This window comes from Flavobacterium sp. (assembly GCF_024710485.1).
Lineage (GTDB): Bacteria > Bacteroidota > Bacteroidia > Flavobacteriales > Flavobacteriaceae > Flavobacterium.
Window position 1 is genome coordinate 37,901 of sequence record NZ_JANJUQ010000023.1, and the last position, 16,650, is coordinate 54,550.

The 16,650-nt window shown below is 40.0% G+C and carries 13 protein-coding genes; 3 read left to right on the plus strand and 10 right to left on the minus strand.

What is annotated here, in order from left to right; genetic code table 11:
- Positions 1 to 10 precede the first annotated feature (10 nt).
- From Q0M21_RS05330 to Q0M21_RS05340, 3 genes are all read right to left on the minus strand, one after another.
- Complete coding sequence (locus Q0M21_RS05330) at positions 11 to 847, minus strand: HAEPLYID family protein (RefSeq protein WP_295335390.1); 837 nt, start codon at positions 845 to 847, stop codon at positions 11 to 13.
- 74 nt (positions 848 to 921) lie between these two features.
- On the minus strand, positions 922 to 1,260 hold the full coding sequence (locus Q0M21_RS05335) for a hypothetical protein (protein WP_295335392.1): 339 nt from the start codon (positions 1,258 to 1,260) through the stop codon (positions 922 to 924).
- A 98-nt stretch (positions 1,261 to 1,358) separates the two neighbouring features.
- Positions 1,359 to 3,407, minus strand: coding sequence for a TonB-dependent siderophore receptor (locus Q0M21_RS05340; protein ID WP_295335394.1), 2,049 nt, complete (start codon positions 3,405 to 3,407; stop codon positions 1,359 to 1,361).
- A gap of 89 nt (positions 3,408 to 3,496) precedes the next feature.
- Here Q0M21_RS05340 and Q0M21_RS05345 point away from each other — a divergent pair, with 89 nt between their 5' ends.
- Together Q0M21_RS05345 and Q0M21_RS05350 are read left to right on the plus strand one after the other, a co-directional pair.
- On the plus strand, positions 3,497 to 4,144 hold the full coding sequence (locus Q0M21_RS05345; RefSeq protein ID WP_295335396.1) for a metal-dependent transcriptional regulator: 648 nt from the start codon (positions 3,497 to 3,499) through the stop codon (positions 4,142 to 4,144).
- A 2-nt stretch (positions 4,145 to 4,146) separates the two neighbouring features.
- Positions 4,147 to 4,965 carry a ZIP family metal transporter gene (locus tag Q0M21_RS05350; RefSeq protein WP_295335398.1) on the plus strand — a complete coding sequence of 273 codons (819 nt, stop codon included), beginning with the start codon at positions 4,147 to 4,149 and terminating at the stop codon, positions 4,963 to 4,965.
- A gap of 166 nt (positions 4,966 to 5,131) precedes the next feature.
- On the opposite strand, the gene Q0M21_RS05360 is transcribed toward Q0M21_RS05350, so the two are convergent.
- The 4 genes from Q0M21_RS05360 to Q0M21_RS05375 form a co-directional block, all read right to left on the minus strand.
- A complete protein-coding gene (locus Q0M21_RS05360) occupies positions 5,132 to 7,369 on the minus strand; it encodes a TonB-dependent receptor (protein ID WP_295335401.1) in 2,238 nt (745 codons plus the stop codon).
- Positions 7,370 to 7,475: 106 nt separating this feature from the next.
- Positions 7,476 to 9,581, minus strand: coding sequence for a ferrous iron transport protein B (feoB, locus tag Q0M21_RS05365; protein ID WP_295335403.1), 2,106 nt, complete (start codon positions 9,579 to 9,581; stop codon positions 7,476 to 7,478).
- A 4-nt stretch (positions 9,582 to 9,585) separates the two neighbouring features.
- Complete coding sequence (locus Q0M21_RS05370; protein ID WP_290875975.1) at positions 9,586 to 9,822, minus strand: FeoA family protein; 237 nt, start codon at positions 9,820 to 9,822, stop codon at positions 9,586 to 9,588.
- 74 nt (positions 9,823 to 9,896) lie between these two features.
- Complete coding sequence (locus Q0M21_RS05375; protein WP_295335406.1) at positions 9,897 to 10,571, minus strand: SCO family protein; 675 nt, start codon at positions 10,569 to 10,571, stop codon at positions 9,897 to 9,899.
- Between the two features lie 167 nt (positions 10,572 to 10,738).
- On the opposite strand from Q0M21_RS05375, the gene Q0M21_RS05380 reads away from it, so the two are divergent.
- On the plus strand, positions 10,739 to 12,760 hold the full coding sequence (locus Q0M21_RS05380) for a M13 family metallopeptidase (protein ID WP_295335598.1): 2,022 nt from the start codon (positions 10,739 to 10,741) through the stop codon (positions 12,758 to 12,760).
- A 60-nt stretch (positions 12,761 to 12,820) separates the two neighbouring features.
- On the opposite strand, the gene Q0M21_RS05385 is transcribed toward Q0M21_RS05380, so the two are convergent.
- From Q0M21_RS05385 to Q0M21_RS05395, 3 genes are all read right to left on the minus strand, one after another.
- Complete coding sequence (locus tag Q0M21_RS05385; RefSeq protein WP_295335408.1) at positions 12,821 to 13,258, minus strand: DUF5004 domain-containing protein; 438 nt, start codon at positions 13,256 to 13,258, stop codon at positions 12,821 to 12,823.
- A gap of 141 nt (positions 13,259 to 13,399) precedes the next feature.
- On the minus strand, positions 13,400 to 14,203 hold the full coding sequence (locus tag Q0M21_RS05390) for an SDR family oxidoreductase (RefSeq protein ID WP_295335409.1): 804 nt from the start codon (positions 14,201 to 14,203) through the stop codon (positions 13,400 to 13,402).
- Entirely contained in the window at positions 14,200 to 16,587 is a 2,388-nt protein-coding gene (locus tag Q0M21_RS05395; RefSeq protein ID WP_295335411.1) for a M28 family peptidase, read from the minus strand. The genes Q0M21_RS05390 and Q0M21_RS05395 overlap by 4 nt, the downstream gene beginning before the upstream one ends.
- Between the last annotated feature and the right edge of the window lie 63 nt (positions 16,588 to 16,650).

Consider the following 16,650-nt stretch of genomic DNA (forward strand, 5'->3'; position numbering starts at 1 on the left):
TATACTTGAATTATTTGTGCTTTGGTTCGTAAATTAATCGAAAGAAAGTGCTAAATCTCTCGTTTTCTCTTTTGATAGGAATACCGGTAACGATACCAATAAGCAGATTGTCGGCTATACCAACACGCATTTGCGGTCTGATGGTCATATCGAAATCGCTTTGCTGTAGCTGTTTGTTGAATTCTACTCCGATAAAATTTCGCGTACCGTCAATCATGTAATGAAAATTGGAATTAATTTGCCAAAGCGAATGTATGGTTTGGCTTTTGAAATGTTGTTCCAATAATGGTCCGCTGTACAATAAAGTATGGAAATTTTGGCCCCATCGTTTAGCGGCAACAAAAAACGGGTTGAAAATATTTCCTGTAAAAACAGTTTCTTTTCGGTAGTGGTTGAATTCATTCATTTCAAATTCGTGGATGTAGCCAATTGCGAGAGAAGTTTTGGCTTTTTCGGCCACTAAGAAAGTATATTGCGTTGCCAGTTTTAGGCTGTTCAGTTTGCTTTGAGGCGCTAAAGTATTTTGTTCGGTTGGATAATAAAACGAGAAAGGGAGTTCTATTTCAAAGCCCAATCGGTCTATTGGCGCCCATTCATATTCTACTAAAGCGTTGTAAATATCGTAACTTTTGTTGTCGGTGATGCCAAACCCGATGTTCCATTCTTTTTCCCCTTTTCGGGCACCTAAATCTCTGATTAAATCGATGTAAAGCGGTTCAGCGTGCAGCACTTTTGCGGGTTCTTTGTTTGTTTCCACTTCCCGGATATACAAACTGTCGAGTAAATGGTTTTGAGCATTAAGCTTGGAGTAGGCCATTAGTAAAGCTGCCCATAAAAAATGTTTCATGAATATAAGTTTAAATTTAACAATAATGATTGGCTTTTAATTGAATTGTAAAAGCAAGAAGTGGTTATTGTAATTTAAACTTCCGGCGGCGGATAAGTGTTTTCTGAAAATGATGATTTAACTTTTTGTGATTTCCACAAACACACCGGGTCTGAAAATGAGGGATTATGCAATAAAGATTCTGGGATGTTTGATTGCAGAATATAGTGGTCTATTTGAAGGTTTTTTTTGATTGGTGATTGATGTTCGGTGTCGTTATCGTCCAACTCTTGTATACTATTTTCGAAATCAAGGATTTTTTCAACCACAATTTCAATTACACTTTCTAGGTCGTTAAAGGTTAAATCTTCCGTTTTGTTTGATAGTACATCCGGAGCGTCAACACTAATGTTAAGCAGGTATGCTGCTAACAAGAAGCACAGGATTTGGTTGATTTTAATAGGACCCGATTGCAATATCATTCTACAAAAATAGGCGTAGACCAACTTTAAAGTTGTTTATTAAATGTTAATTAATAGACTGTATATCGCAATCCGAGAAATGCTCGAATTCCTTGATTGGGTGCATAAACATACGTGGGATCAAAAGTCAGCGCATATGGATTTGACGGTGTGGCCATAACGTTTCCGTTAGTGTCGAAGGTCACATTTTGGTCAAAAGGATCATTAGCACGGGCAATTAAAAACGGATTTCCTTTGTTAGGCGTCCAGTTTAAAATGTTTTTGATTCCTCCGTAGAACTCAAAATGGCGGATTTTTTTATAAGTAAATTGGATGTTTTGCAAACTCCACGGTTGGGAATATTCGGCTCTCGGATCGAGCGGTCCTAACAGCGGTAAGCGCATTTGTCCGTAAAGATTTCCGGTGTAATCAATTGATAAATACCAGTTGGGAATATCATAAGAAATCGTCCAATTGATGCTGTATTTTTCGGTTAAAATCGGTCGGGAAGCCACACCGTTCTGTACGTTTTTCGGATCCATTACGGTAAAACCTAGGATGGATTTGATGCCATAAGGAGAAACCCAATCGATATTGCCGCTAACCCCAATTGTTTCGGAGTAGCCATTGAGGTTTCGATAGATAATTTGGTTAGGATTGGTGTCGTAATCCGGAATGATTTGGTTGGTAAAATAAGTATACCAAGCCGACAATTCAAAGCCCAAGAACGAAGCATCTTCGAAGCGGATTTTTTTGAGGTAATTCAAATTGACATTATAGGATTTCTCGGGCGCCAGATTTTCGGAGATAATTACTTCTCGGGCACCGGTAAGTGCGGCATGTTCTTCGGTGAAAAGATTCACAATTCGGAAGCCAGTACCGGCATTAATTCGGAACACATCATTTCGAGTTGGATTCCATTTGTAGGCGATGCGTGGTGTAAAAATACTGCCGTGATTGTTGTTGTAATCGTATCTTGAACCAAGTAGCAAATGGTGTTTTTCTGCCAACTTAATTTCGTCTTGCAGAAATACACTGTAGATATTCGACTTGTCAACGTTAATTGTAGCGGAGGTATTGTCGTTGTAAAATTGATGGCGAAAAGCAGCACCGAGCAGTAAATTGTGACTCTTGAGTTTTTTATCCCAAGTATATTGCCCGAAACCAATTTTTTGTTGGGCCAAATACAAGGTCGTACCGTATACCGAATTTTGGTCGTGTGCCGTAGCCGAAAAAGAAAGGAACATCGCTTCTTTAACCGGCAGTTGGTATTTGCCCAGAAACTCGAAGCGAGTCGTGTAGATGCTTTCTCCGTAAACTTCATTGTCACCTCGATAGCTTTTATTCCATTGCATTTCGCCACCCCAACGGTCTTCGTAAAAGAAGCGTCCGGCCAGGGTAAACTCCTTTTCACTTTTTCGATTGAAACTCCATTTGTTGAATACGGAAACTCTTTCTTGTAGGGTAACATCGGTGAAATTATCACGATTGTTGTCTATTGGGCTATTGTAATTGTAATAGTTGAGTCCGATTAAGGATTCGGCGGTCTGACCTATATTGGTTTTGAAACCCAAATCGACATTGTTTTCCAGCCAAGAAGTCGAAAAGACATCCGCAGTAAACAGAGGCGCATTTTTGGTTTTTTTGGTGATGATGTTGATTAATCCTCCCACGGCTTCGCTACCGTACAAACTGGAAGCCGGACCTTTGATTATTTCTATACGGTCAATTAACGAATTCGGAATTCCCGACAATCCGTAAACTGTAGCAAGTGCGCTAACAATGGGCATGCCGTCAATGGTTACCATTGTATACGGACCTTCCAAACCGTTAATGTGAATGTCGCCGGTATTGCAGATGTTGCAGTTGAGTTGCGGGCGAACACCGTTCACGTTTTGTAAAGCTTCAAATACGTTGGAAGTCGGGTTTTTCTTTAAGAATGCAGTAGTGTAAATTTCCACCGGAACCGGTGTTTCCAAACGCGAAACCGGTTTTAAAGTGCCCGAGATTACCACTTCTTCCAATGCCTCAGATTTTCCCTCAGACGAAATCGTGTCTCGTACTTGGGCATGTAAAACAAAGAAATTTAGGCAAACATAAACCAATAAAAACTTTTTCATTTGGCAAAATATAAATTTAGACAAAACTAAAAATATCTTTTGACACATAAAAATAAATTTCTTTTCTTTGTGTAAAAGAATAAATTAGCATGACCACCTCGGAAGAAAATTATTTGAAAGTCATTTACCATTTGTCGCAAGTCTCGCCCAAAGGCGTGAATACGAATGCCATTGCCGGTATGCTCGAAACCAAAGCGTCGTCGGTCACGGATATGTTGAAGAAACTATCGGATAAGGATTTGGTTTCCTATCAAAAATACCAAGGGGTAACTTTGACGGAAAAAGGCTTTTTATCGGCCAAAATGATTGTCAGAAAGCACCGTTTGTGGGAAGTTTTTTTGGTGGATAAACTCCAATTCTCTTGGGATGAAGTTCATGAGATTGCGGAAGAGTTAGAGCATATCCAGTCGATAGCATTAATCGACAAATTGGATGCTTTTTTGGGACATCCCGATTTTGATCCACACGGCGATCCGATTCCGAACCGACAAGGCGAAATCAAGAAAACGTCCAAACTGTTATTGTCTGAAGCCGAATTGAATCAAGAATACCAATGTGTTGGCGTGAAAGATTCGTCTTCCGAATTTTTAAAGTATCTCGACAAACAAAAAATTGCTTTGGGTTCAGTTTTCAAAGTCATTGAAAAAGAAAGTTTCGACGATACGCTTACTGTTGAAATCAACGCACAAGAGAAAATCATTTCTAATAAAATTGCCAATAACTTATACGTTCAATAACTATGTACCAATCCATAATCGATTATTTTAGCAGTATTGACCCAATTTTAGCGGCTTTTTATGCGACCATGTTTACTTGGTTTTTGACCGCTTTGGGTGCTTCTTTTGTTTTCTTTTTTAAGAATATGAACCGAATTGTACTCGATGGTATGCTCGGTTTTACAGGTGGTGTGATGATAGCGGCCAGTTTTTGGAGCTTGCTCTCGCCGGCTATTGAAATGAGCGAAGGCGAAGGGTTTGTAAAAGTGATTCCCGCTGCGGTTGGATTTTTGTTAGGCGCGATGTTTATTTTCGGCTTAGACAAAATTTTGCCGCATTTGCACATCAACTTTAAAGAAACCGAAGGGATGAAATCGCCTTGGCAAAGAACGACCCTTTTGGTACTAGCTATCACATTACACAATATACCCGAAGGTTTAGCGGTTGGTGTACTTTTTGGCGGAGTGGCTGCGGGTATTCCGGAAGCTTCTATAGCCGGAGCCGTAACTTTAGCCATAGGTATCGGAATCCAAAACTTTCCCGAAGGGATTGCGGTTTCCATGCCTTTACGCCGTATGGGTATGAGCCGATGGAAGAGTTTTATGTACGGCCAATCTTCTGCTATAGTAGAACCGATTGCCGGGGTTTTGGGTGCTGTGGCCGTAACTTTTTTCACGCCTTTATTGCCGTATGCCTTAGCTTTTGCTGCGGGAGCGATGATATTTGTGGTAGTTGAAGAAGTGATTCCGGAAACCCAACAAGATAAAAACACCGACATCGCCACTTTGGGCTTAATAGGCGGTTTTATCGTGATGATGACTTTAGATGTGGCTTTGGGTTAATGACAACCACAGTCGCCATCGCCGCAGTTTTTCTTTGATTTTTTGCTTTTAAAAAGCGGTTTTATCAAAAAAAATGCGGCCAGTCCAACAAGGCAATAGGTGATTATCGTTTGTAACATAGTATAAAAGTAAAAAGGTTTTCACCATAATGAAAACCTTTTTTGTATTAAAGTTTGGCGCCTACAGAAATATAGAAGGTTCTGCCTTCGCCCGCTAAAATTCCGGGACCGGGATAACCGCCGGCTCTTCGGGTGGCGTATTCTTCGTCTAACAAGTTATTGATACCGGCGCGAAGGTTATAGTTTTTCAAGAATTTGTATTCGGCTGAAAAGTCAAACACTTGATATTCTTCTAATAAACCGGTTAAACCATTGGCTGATGGTGTTTTTGTGTTATTAGCATCGGTATAAATTTTACCCGACATGCGGTATTGTACTGTAGCCGATAGGTTGTTATTCCCCCAAGAAAGACCAAAATTGTGAATGTATCTCGGTGCATTTTCCACGCGGTTTCCGGATAAGTTACTTTCGGTAATGGTTACGTTTGGTGCGCTTCCGGTTGCAGTATACACTTTAAAATCGGTGTAACGACTGTCGATAAAACTCACCGACGCGAACAAATCTAAGTTACCGTATGGTTTTTCTACTTCAAAGAAACGGGTAATGTTTAAGTTAAAAAAGCCTTCAATTCCTTTGTTTACGGTTTCTCCCAAATTGGTTCTGTAGATGTAAGTACCTTGTGTCGGATCGTTGTTCACAAACTGACGCACGCCGCCGATTCGGTTGTTATAGCTCAAGTAGAACAAGCTGAAATCGAAGTTCAAATAGTTTTTATATGTACCTCTGAAACCTAAATCGGCATTATAGCCGTCGGCATCTTTTAAGTTCGGATCGATGACATCGGTTACAGCCGGAGGCGTTAAATCGGAGAACAATACCGGGCGATACGCTTGGGTAATGTTGGCGTAAACATTGGTGGTTCTGAATTTATATTCCAAACCTAAACCAAATAACGGTTGGTTTCTGGAGATGGTTTTATTTGGTAAGGCTACTTCATTGCCGCTGCTGATACCAAATCTTCCCTCGGCTTCCGATTTGATGTACTCGTAACGAACACCCGGAGTTACGCTGAATTTTTCGGTTACTTTGAATTGGTTTTCTGCAAACACCGCTACGTTTTGGGTGGTGAAATCTAAGTCGCGTGCAAATTCACCGTCTATCGACAAATCAAAATCGGATCCGGTTGTGCCTCTTCCTTCTTGTTTGCGTTCGGTATTCGCTTTGTACAATCGAACCCCAAAAGCCAGGTTGTTATCGATTTTACCCAATTTGTATTTGAATACGTTACGGTTTTCCAAACCAAAGTTTTTGTAGTAATCGCGATCCACTCTTCGGTTGGCGTAATCGTTGGTTGCCGGATTGATAACATCTTCCACATTAGGTGCAGCGGTAAAACCAACACTGTTGCGTTCGCCTATAAGTCCGAATAACTTAGTGTCGGAAGTCAATCGTTCGCTGATTTTAGTTTCTAAGTGAACGGAGAATAAATTCCACGGCGTACCAAACCAGTTTCTTTCTCTTAGCGACTGACGCGGATCATTGTTAAATTGCTCATCGGTTAAACCACCGGCTTGTTGCATTTTGTAATCCATATTGGTATATTCTGCCGAAAGTTTAGTGTCTTCTGTAAATTGGTATTCCACAAAAGCATGGGTGTTTCTCACGGTATATTCGCTATTTTCCCTCCAACCATCGCCACTGCGAGAATGATTGTAAACATAATAAGAGAATTTTTTGTATTTACCGCCAAGGGCATTGTAGCTGCTCATTAGGCCATAGCTTCCTAAGGTATTTTGGGTTTCGAATGAGAATTTTTTCTTGGTTTCTCTTTTTAAAACATAATTTAAAGTACCGCCAAACTGTGGTCCGAATTGCAACGAAGCGCCGCCACGCACCAAGCTGATAGTTTCAACGGCTTCTAAAGGCGGATTGTAATATGCTTCCGGATAACCGAAGACATCAGAAGAAATATCATAACCGTTTTGACGGGTGTTGAGTTCCCAACTTCTATTCGGACTCAAGCCGCGTACGCCAACGTTGATTTGGATACCGGAACCATCGTTTTCCCACACCGTTACTCCCGGAATACGGGCAAAAATTTCACGGGCATTGTTATTGGTTAAGTTACCGTTGATGTTAGACAACTTTAAAACTTCATTCTTTTTTCCCGAAAACAATACATTGTCTTTGGTTTCAGGCATTCTTTCCGGACTTTGTTGTTTCGGAATGATGATTACCGGAGCTAATCTTTTAACGGTATCGTTGGCTTCGGGTTCAAACTGGTCTTGGGCTTTAACAGAGTAGGTTGCTAACAGGGAGATGAGCAAAAAGGATAAACGTCGCATTTTTATTTAGATTAAATCAACGCAGCAAAGATACTTTGTATTTTTATTTAGACAAAATATAAATAATAAAATTTTAGAATTTTTTTAGCCTAAAAAGGCGCCGTATTTACTTCAAAAGTTGGTAGGCAATTAAGGAAGACAGATAGGCAACACCACTCATGAAAACCAACTGAATTACAGGCCATTTCCAGCTGTTGGTTTCCCTTTTTACGATGGCTAGCGTACTGATACATTGCATGGCAAAGGCGTAAAATAGTAAGAGTGAAACACCGGTCGCAAAGTTGAAGACTTTGGTGCCGTCCGGATGAATTTCGGCGTTCATGCGGTTTTTGATGGTGGTTTCTTCTTCGCTGTGGCTGCCAACGCTGTAAATAGTGGCCAAAGTTCCCACAAATACTTCTCTTGCTGCAAAAGAGCTTACCACAGCAATTCCGATTTTCCAATCGTAACCCAACGGTTCAATAACCGGTTCAATGGATTTCCCCATGATGCCGATATAAGAATTCTCTAATTTATGGGCGCTGATTTGGTCGTTTAGGTATTCCAAATCATCCAAACGGTTTTCCGCTTTGACTTTCTTGATGACCAAGCTTTCTGCGTTGTCAAAGCCTTTGGCCGGACCGTGAGAGCCTAAAAACCACAAAATAATCGATAAGGTGAGAATGATTTTTCCGGCACCTAACACAAACGACTTGGTTTTTTCCACTACATTAATGGCTACATTTTTAAACAACGGTAATTTGTAGTTTGGCATTTCCACTACAAAATACGATTTGGTTTTGAGGTCGAGTATTTTATTCAAAAGATAAGCCGAAAAAATCGCCATTCCAAAGCCAAGCAAGTAGAGCAACATTAGTGTAGCACCTTGTAAACTAAAAATGCCCAATACTCTTTTTTCCGGAATGATTAAGGCAATTAAAATGGCATAAACCGGTAAGCGTGCGGAGCAAGTGATGAAAGGAGTAACCAATATGGTAATTAATCGTTCTTTCCAATTTTCAATGTTTCGGGCACTCATAATGGCCGGAATAGCACAAGCCGTTCCCGAAATTAAAGGCACGACGCTTTTTCCGGAAAGTCCGTAGCGGCGCATGATTTTGTCCATTAAAAATACCACGCGGCTCATATAACCGCTTTCTTCTAAAACGGAAATAAACAAAAATAAGAAGGCAATTTGCGGGATAAAAATCACGATACCGCCTATACCGGGAATGATTCCTTCACTAATCAAATTGGTCAGTTCACCCGGTGCCATATTCGTTTTGGTGTAGTTGGCCAAATTGGCAAAAGTGCTGTCAATAAATTCCATCGGTATACTTGACCAATCAAAAATGGATTGAAAAATCAGGAATAAAATCCCAAAGAAAATTGCGTAGCCGTAAATTTTGTGTGTTAGGATTTTATCGAGTTTCAAACGCCAATCCGAGGCTGAAGAAAGATCTATTTTTTGTCCGATTTTTAAAGTATCATTGATAAACTGATACCGTTTGATGGTTTCTTTTTGTTGCAGTCGTTTTAAGTCGGCATGCGATTTGGCAAAGGAACTTTCGATTTCCTTTCGTTCCAAATTCATGAAATTCACATCTTGCGTAATGACCAACCAAAGTTTGTACAATAACTGATCCGGGAACGCATTTCGGAGTTTGTTAAAATACTCCGGGTCAATTACAGAAGCGTTCAAACATGGTTCTGTAGATAGGTTTTTATAGTCTACTATCGCATTTTTCAAGTCATTAATTCCGCTGCCTTTTCGCGTACTAACCAAAACAACTTTAGTTTTTAATTGGGCTTCCAAAAAAGGAATATCCAATGAAATGCCTTTCGCTTTCATTCGGTCCACCATATTGATGACCAAAATGGTTGGAATTTCCAAATCTTTAATCTGGGTGAAAAGCAGTAAGTTTCGTTTCAGGTTTTCAACATCTGTAACCACAACGGCTACATCGGGGAAGAGTTTGTCGTTTTTATTCAACAACAATTCAATCACCACATTTTCATCAATCGAACTAGCATTCAAACTGTAGGTTCCGGGTAAATCCAGTATGTTCGCCTTGATGTTATTGGGTAGTTTACAAAACCCCAGTTTTTTGTCTACTGTTATCCCGGGATAATTCCCAACCTGTTGGTTTAAACCGGTGAGTTCATTAAAAACAGAGGTTTTTCCGGTATTCGGATTGCCGATTAGCGCTACAGTAATGTTTTGAATGCTCATGTTTTTACGGTTCGAGGATTTCTACTTCAATTTCATGAGCGGTTTCTTTCCGAATAGCCAAATGAGAACCGTTGTTTACATTAAGGTAAATAGGATCGCCCAGCGGTGCAATTTGAATAATCTCCAACTCATTGTCGGGCAAGCAACCCATTTCCAAAAGTTTCAACGGAATTTTATCCAAATCCACATGCGTGATGATGGCTTTGTCTCCTATTTTTAATAAATCAACGGTAGTTTTCAATGCTTATTTAGATTGAATTAAGATTGCAAAAGTAGCGATAAAAAAAGAAAACAGAATGATAAATATCAGTTTAACTAATTTTTATCTTCTGTTAACAGCCATTGAATGTCTTCAATTAACTTTTTAACTTCTTCTTTCTTCGTACCGTCATAAAAACCGCGAACGCGTCTTTCGGCATCCACTAACACAAAATTTTCGGTGTGAACCATGTCGTACAATTCTTCAGGCTTACCAAGTTTGACTGCCAAATACGATTTGCGTGCCATGCTGTAAATGTCTTTTTTATCGCCGGTAACCAAGTTCCATTTCGAATCGATGACGCCTTTTTCCAAGGCATATTTTTTCAGCACCGGAACACTGTCAATTTCAGGGGTTACAGTATGAGAAAGAATCATCACTTTAGGGTTATTGGCAAACGCTTTTTGAATGTCAATCATATTCGTGGTCATAATAGGACAGATAGAGCCGCAAGTGGTGAAGAAGAAATCGGCCACATAAATCTTGCCCTCATAATCTTTTTGAGTGATGGTTTTTCCGTTTTGGTTGGTAAACGAGAAATCACCTATAGTATGGTATTTGGCTACATATTGTACAGTGCTGTCCACCAGTTCAGGATTAACATCAGCCGGGTTGTAAATCGGCAACGTCTTTTGAGGCTTTAGTGCGTTGTAAAACAAGGAAACGGTAATTATGGAGAACAGTACAAAAGAGAGAATTAAAATCCGATATTTTTTGATAAAATCCAACATTTGGTTTTTTTGACAAAAGTACGAAAGCGCCATCATAATTGTAACGATAATCCGCTAATCAACACTTATAATTTTGTTAAAAAATCGATTGTAAAGTCATAATCGGTAAATTTGTAAGTCTAACTTATTTCAAACCTATGAAAAGAAATACTATTGCTAAAGTAGCGATGCTGGCTTTGGTTACGCTCAGTACTGCTCCACTAAATGCACAAGAAAAGAAACCGGGCATCGATTTGTCTTTAATGGACAAATCAGTTCGCCCAAACGATGATTTTTTCAACTTTGTTAACGGAACTTGGGTAAAGAACACCGAGATTCCGGCCGACCGTACCCGTTGGGGAAGCTTTGACGAATTGCGTCAAAAAACCGACGTAGATGCCTTAAATATCTTGGAAGAAGCGGCTAAAAATCCGGCCTATAAATCCAATACTGATCAAGGCAAAGCCATTAATTTGTACCGCACCATTATGGATACGGTGGCCCGAAATAAAGCCGGTATCAAACCTTTAAAGCCTTATTTGGACAAAATCAACAAAGTTAAATCGGTAGCCGATTTGCAAAAATTAATGTTGGAAATGGCTTCAAGAGGTGGAATTGGATTTTTCGGTGTTGGTGTTGGTACCGATGCTAAAAACAGCAACCGCAACGTGGTGAATGTTGGTCCGGGTTCCTTGGGTTTACCAGACAGAGATTATTACGTTTCTGATGATGCTGATTCCAAAGAAAAAAGGCAGAAATACGTAGCGCATGTTGCCAGAATGTTGGCTTTCTTGGGTGAAAAACCGCAAGTGGCTCAGAAAAATGCCGAAAATATTTTGGCTCTAGAAATTGCGATGTCTAAGCCAAGATTAGACAGAGTGGAACGCAGAGACCGCAGAAAAACGTATAATCCGATGACGGTAGCCGACTTGCAAAAATTAACGCCGGCCATACAATGGGAGAGTTATATTACCGGTTTAGGGTTGCCAAAAGTGGACACGGTTATTGTGTCGCAACCGCGCTATATGGAAGCTTTGCAAAAAATATTTACCGAAAACAAATTGGAAGATTGGAAAGCTTATATGCGTTGGACTTTACTCAATGACGCAGCCGGAAAATTATCGACTGAATTGGAAACGGCCAATTGGGAATTTTACAGCAAAACCTTAAGCGGTGCCATCAAACAACGTCCTCGCAAAGAAAGAGCGTTGCAAGTCATTAACGGCGCTACCGGTGAAGCTTTAGGAAAATTATACGTTGAAAAAATGTTCCCGGCTGAGGCCAAAACCAAAGCGGCGAATATGATTAAGAACGTGATCAAGGCTTATGAAATTCGTATCAATAATTTGACTTGGATGTCGCCTCAAACCAAATTGAGCGCTATCGAGAAATTGAACAAGATGACGGTTAAAATCGGTTATCCTGATAAGTGGAAAGACTATTCGGCTCTTGCCATCCAAAGTCCGGAAGAAGGCGGAACGTATTTTGACAACGCCATGAATATTGCCAATTGGAGTTTCAAAAGAAACATCGATAAAATGGGCAAACCGGTAGACAAAACCGAATGGGGCATGTCGCCACAAACTGTAAACGCTTATTTCAATCCTTCCAATAACGAAATTGTATTCCCTGCCGCTATTTTGCAACCACCGTTTTACGATTACAAAGCGGATGAAGCGGTAAATTATGGTGGTATCGGAGCTGTTATCGGTCACGAAATCTCCCATGGTTTTGACGATTCAGGCTCAAGATACAACGCCGACGGAAACTTGGTAAACTGGTGGACGGAAGAAGATTTGAAACAATTCACGGCTTTAGGAACCGCTTTAGCTGATCAATATTCGGCTTTAGAGCCGCTACCGGGAATTAAAGTAGACGGTAAATTTACTTTGGGCGAAAACATAGGCGACTTAGGCGGTATAAATGCGGCTTACGACGGTTTGCAATTGTATTTAAAAGAGAACGGCAATCCGGGCTTGATTGACGGTTTTACACCGGAACAACGTTTGTTTATTTCTTGGGCGACCATTTGGAGAAGTAAAATGCGCGATGAAGCGATTAAAAATCAAGTGAAAACCGATCCGCATTCGCCGGGCATGTACCGCGCTTATGTGCCGTTGTTGAACTTAGATACATTCCACCAAGCCTTTGGCATCAAACCTGGCGACGGGATGTACCTGGCTCCGGAAAAGAGAGTGAAAATTTGGTAAAAAATAAAAAACCTCAAGCTGTAACTTGAGGTTTTTTATTTATGGGTATATCAATACGAATTAGTTAGAAGGAACTTTTTCATAGCGAGCAACATCACAATAATTTTCCTGTAAACAAGAAAGTCTTAATTCGGTTTCTGTTAGTAAGCTAATTATTGTACTCCCATTATTGTTAATTCCGTTTGGGTTGGAGTCATAAAAAAAATTAAGTTTATTATTGTTGGTAACAGTAAATGTGCCGGTATATTGATAGTTTTGATGTAATTGAGAGAAAGTTTTATCACTATTAAATGTGATGTAATCATCATTTTCATAGGCGTTAAAAATCGGCATATTATTTTCATCAAACACATCATGTACATAAATTCCTTTAAATTCCCATGTACCAATTAATTCTTCAGGAATCGGAGTTTCCAGCTCATTTTCCGCTTCAGTTTCACTTTTAGAACAACTTATAAAGGTTGTGATTAATAGCAGTAATAGCGTGATATTTTTCATAAAAAAATCGTTAGAACAACTCTAATGTAAGAAAATATTTTACATAAATAAAGTTTACAGATGTTTTTTTCCATTAAAAAGGAATATTGTTTTGCTGCTCTTGCTAAGATGTCAATAAATCTATTAAGTATGCTCCAGGGTTTACAGCTCTGGTTTTATAAACGAATAGTTCAAAACCCGGGCAATTTTTTCAGAATCAATCCTTTTCCCAACCGATATATTCCCTTCTTCAAATTCCGGCAAAGGCAACCCTAATGCAATCGCTTTTTGGGTATAATAGTCTTTTCGGGTTGGATGATACGGCGCTACGGCATTGAACACTTCGCCTTTAGTATTTTGGGCAATGACTGCTTCGATGATGCCGATACAATCGTTTTGATGGATTAAATTAATCGGTGCTTCGGGGTTTTCCAGGTTTTTTCTTACGGCTAAAAAATGTATCGGATGTCGGTTTTCGCCTAACAATCCGCCAAATCGAATCACCGTAGTTTTAAAGTTGGTGTTGGCTTGCAACAATTTTTCGGTGGCTAACAATTGCCTGCCGCTTTCGGTATCGGGTTCGGGTTGGCTGTTTTCGGTCACGATGGTATTGTCATCGGCATACACCGAAGTCGAACTGATAAACACCACATGATTGATGGTTGATTGCGCTATAAAAGGAACAAGCGCCGCTATTTTCGCTACAAAATTTTCCGCACCATCACTTCTCAGTTTCGGCGGAATATCAATAATTAAAATTTCGGATTCTGATAAAAAAGCTTCTATGTTCCCCATGACTTTATTTTCCGTCAATCGAATAGAATAGGCTTGGATGTTGGCCGACTCCAATATGGCTAGTTTGGCTTCAGAAGTGGTAGAACCTTTTACCGAAAAACCTTTTGATATAAGTGATTTGGCGAGTGGTAATCCCAACCAGCCACAACCTAAGATACTGATTTTTTTCATCGACGCAGTGTGTCTTTAGTTACCGAAGTGCTGTCTTTAACTATAGTTCGGCGGTAATTTTGGGTAACGGGTTCGACCGGTTTTGCGGTAGCTTTCACCTTTTGGCGAATCATCACGGCATCATTAAGGACAAAAGGCGTCGGAATCATCCAGCTTTTTCTTTTGGCCACGCTGAATTGCGGGTTCGTTAACAAATCGAAGGAACTTTCCACCAAGTCCAAATCCAATTTTTGATTGGCCGGAATGGAAAATTCGAGTTCCAAAGGGATATTATCTACCACGTAATAACTCAGCAATTTGCCATCGGTTTTGCCCGAAATATTGCTTTTAAATTCAATCGATTGCACGCCATTGGCTTTAAAATTATTGATTGTGATACCACGGTTGTTAAAAATATCGTAGCGGTTTACGGTTCGGTTCGGCGAAATTTTAATGCGGTACAGGTGTTGGTTGCCTTTAACGGTATCGCGCAAAAATTCCACAGTCGGTTTCGCGATGTTCTTCATTGGTGCTTCGGCCATAAAGGTAAATTCTGAACCATATTTACTGTACAGCTTGTTGGTGTTTAGGGGTTTTCCGCTCTTCGGATTATCGCCTAAATAGGCTTTCGTCCATTCGTCTAAATTCACATCATAGGTAGTCCAAAAAGCTTTGTTAGAGTCAGTATCCAACGCATAGACCAAACTGTTGGGCTTGGCTTTGCCGTAAGTGTAACCCGATTCCTGATGGGCTTTGATAAACAATCCGATGGCTAAAAGAATAAAAAATGTCGCCCAAATTCCTTTCTTTTCATACGAGCCGAAAATAGGCAGTAAAAGTGCAAACGTGAGTGCGGTCAATATCGAAGTGCCAAACATGACTTTTAACCCTAAGCCAACCGGAAACATCTGAATTAAGGGCGCAAGTATTACAAAAGTAGGAATGGCTAAAAGACAGTTCACCATCCAATTTGTTTTTTGGGTTAAGACAAAGTAACCTAACATTAAAGCCGAAGAATATACCGGTAAAATCAGAAAGCCCGCACCTTTGAGTTTTAAGGCAATTCCAATGTTAATTAACAGCCAAAGAAATAACGGAGCAATCAATTGGTTCATTTCGGGATGGCGTTTGCCGTTGTTTTGATAAAACAGAAAACAAATTCCTATGGTCAAACTGATAAAAGCAAAGCAATATACTTGTCCATTATATGTATATCCTTGAAGAATGTCTTGGTATTCGGGGTAGAAATTGAGTAGTAATTTCCAGCCAATGTAAGTTGACAAACCTGCTGTAATTATGGCTCCGAAAAGCGGTACAAAACCTTTTATAATTTCATCTATTCGAAGCACTTGCTTACCTAAACCGATGAATACAAAAAGGAAGAGCAAGGCAAAACCTACTAAGAGCATAGGCAAAATCCAAGCAAAAGGATAACTTATAAATCCGAACGGGACCGAGAAATAAACATCATCTGCAGTGGCATTAAAATCGGACAAATCAGCATTGGCAAAATGGTTCAGAAGCGGGAATAGATAAGTGCCTTGATGCGTGAGGGTTTTGGGATCTAAATGCTCAAATTTATCCTGTGATGTGTGATAATCGTAATGACTGTCTATAAAAGCAAAATTAAATCCTTGGATTTTTCCGGCTTCTCTGAAAACGGTCAAATCCGTATCGTTGGGCAGCATTTTGTAAACGCTGTACATTAACGAATTCGATACCGGATAATTAGCTTTCCCGGCTTTAAAGGCGGCTACCATTTTGGCATTTCCTTCATTGGTTTCCATCAACATATAACTCGGTCCGGATGAGCCGCGGGCTTCAAAGTTAAGGACCAAGCCTATATTTTTAGCCCATAGATGTTGGGTAACGAAAAGAGCAGCTCCGTTAAGGCCAACTTCTTCGGCATCGCTGAACAAAATGATAATGTCGTTTTTGTTAGCGGATTTATTGTGTAAAAACGCCCGAACACTTTCAATAATTGTGGCCACGCCCGAAGCATCGTCGCTGGCACCATGAGAAAAGGAATGTGGTGCACTGTCGTAATGCGCCAACAGCAGTAACGCTTTAGAATCCGTAGTGCCTTTAATCTTGGCGATGATATTTTTAGCCTTAACCAAAGTACCTTTTTCAGTCATGGCAAAGCCTTCCTGTAAGGTAGTTTTCAGGCCTAAACCTTGCAATTCTTTCTGCAGATAGTTAGCTACCGTTTTATGATTTTGTGAGCCTACAAAATGAGGTTTGACAGACATGTTCTTAACAATGTCAAGCGCTCTTTTGGTAGAGAATTCAGACAGAGGTGCTTCTGTGGTGTCATAGCTTTGCGGCATCATAAAGTAGAAGATACCGCTAAGTATTGCGGTCAAAAACAAAAAGCTAATCAGAGAAGGTTGGTTGTTTTTCATTGTTGGTTAGTGGTTTGCTTTTTCTTCTGAACCATTTCCTATGGCAGCAAGAAGTAAATACAA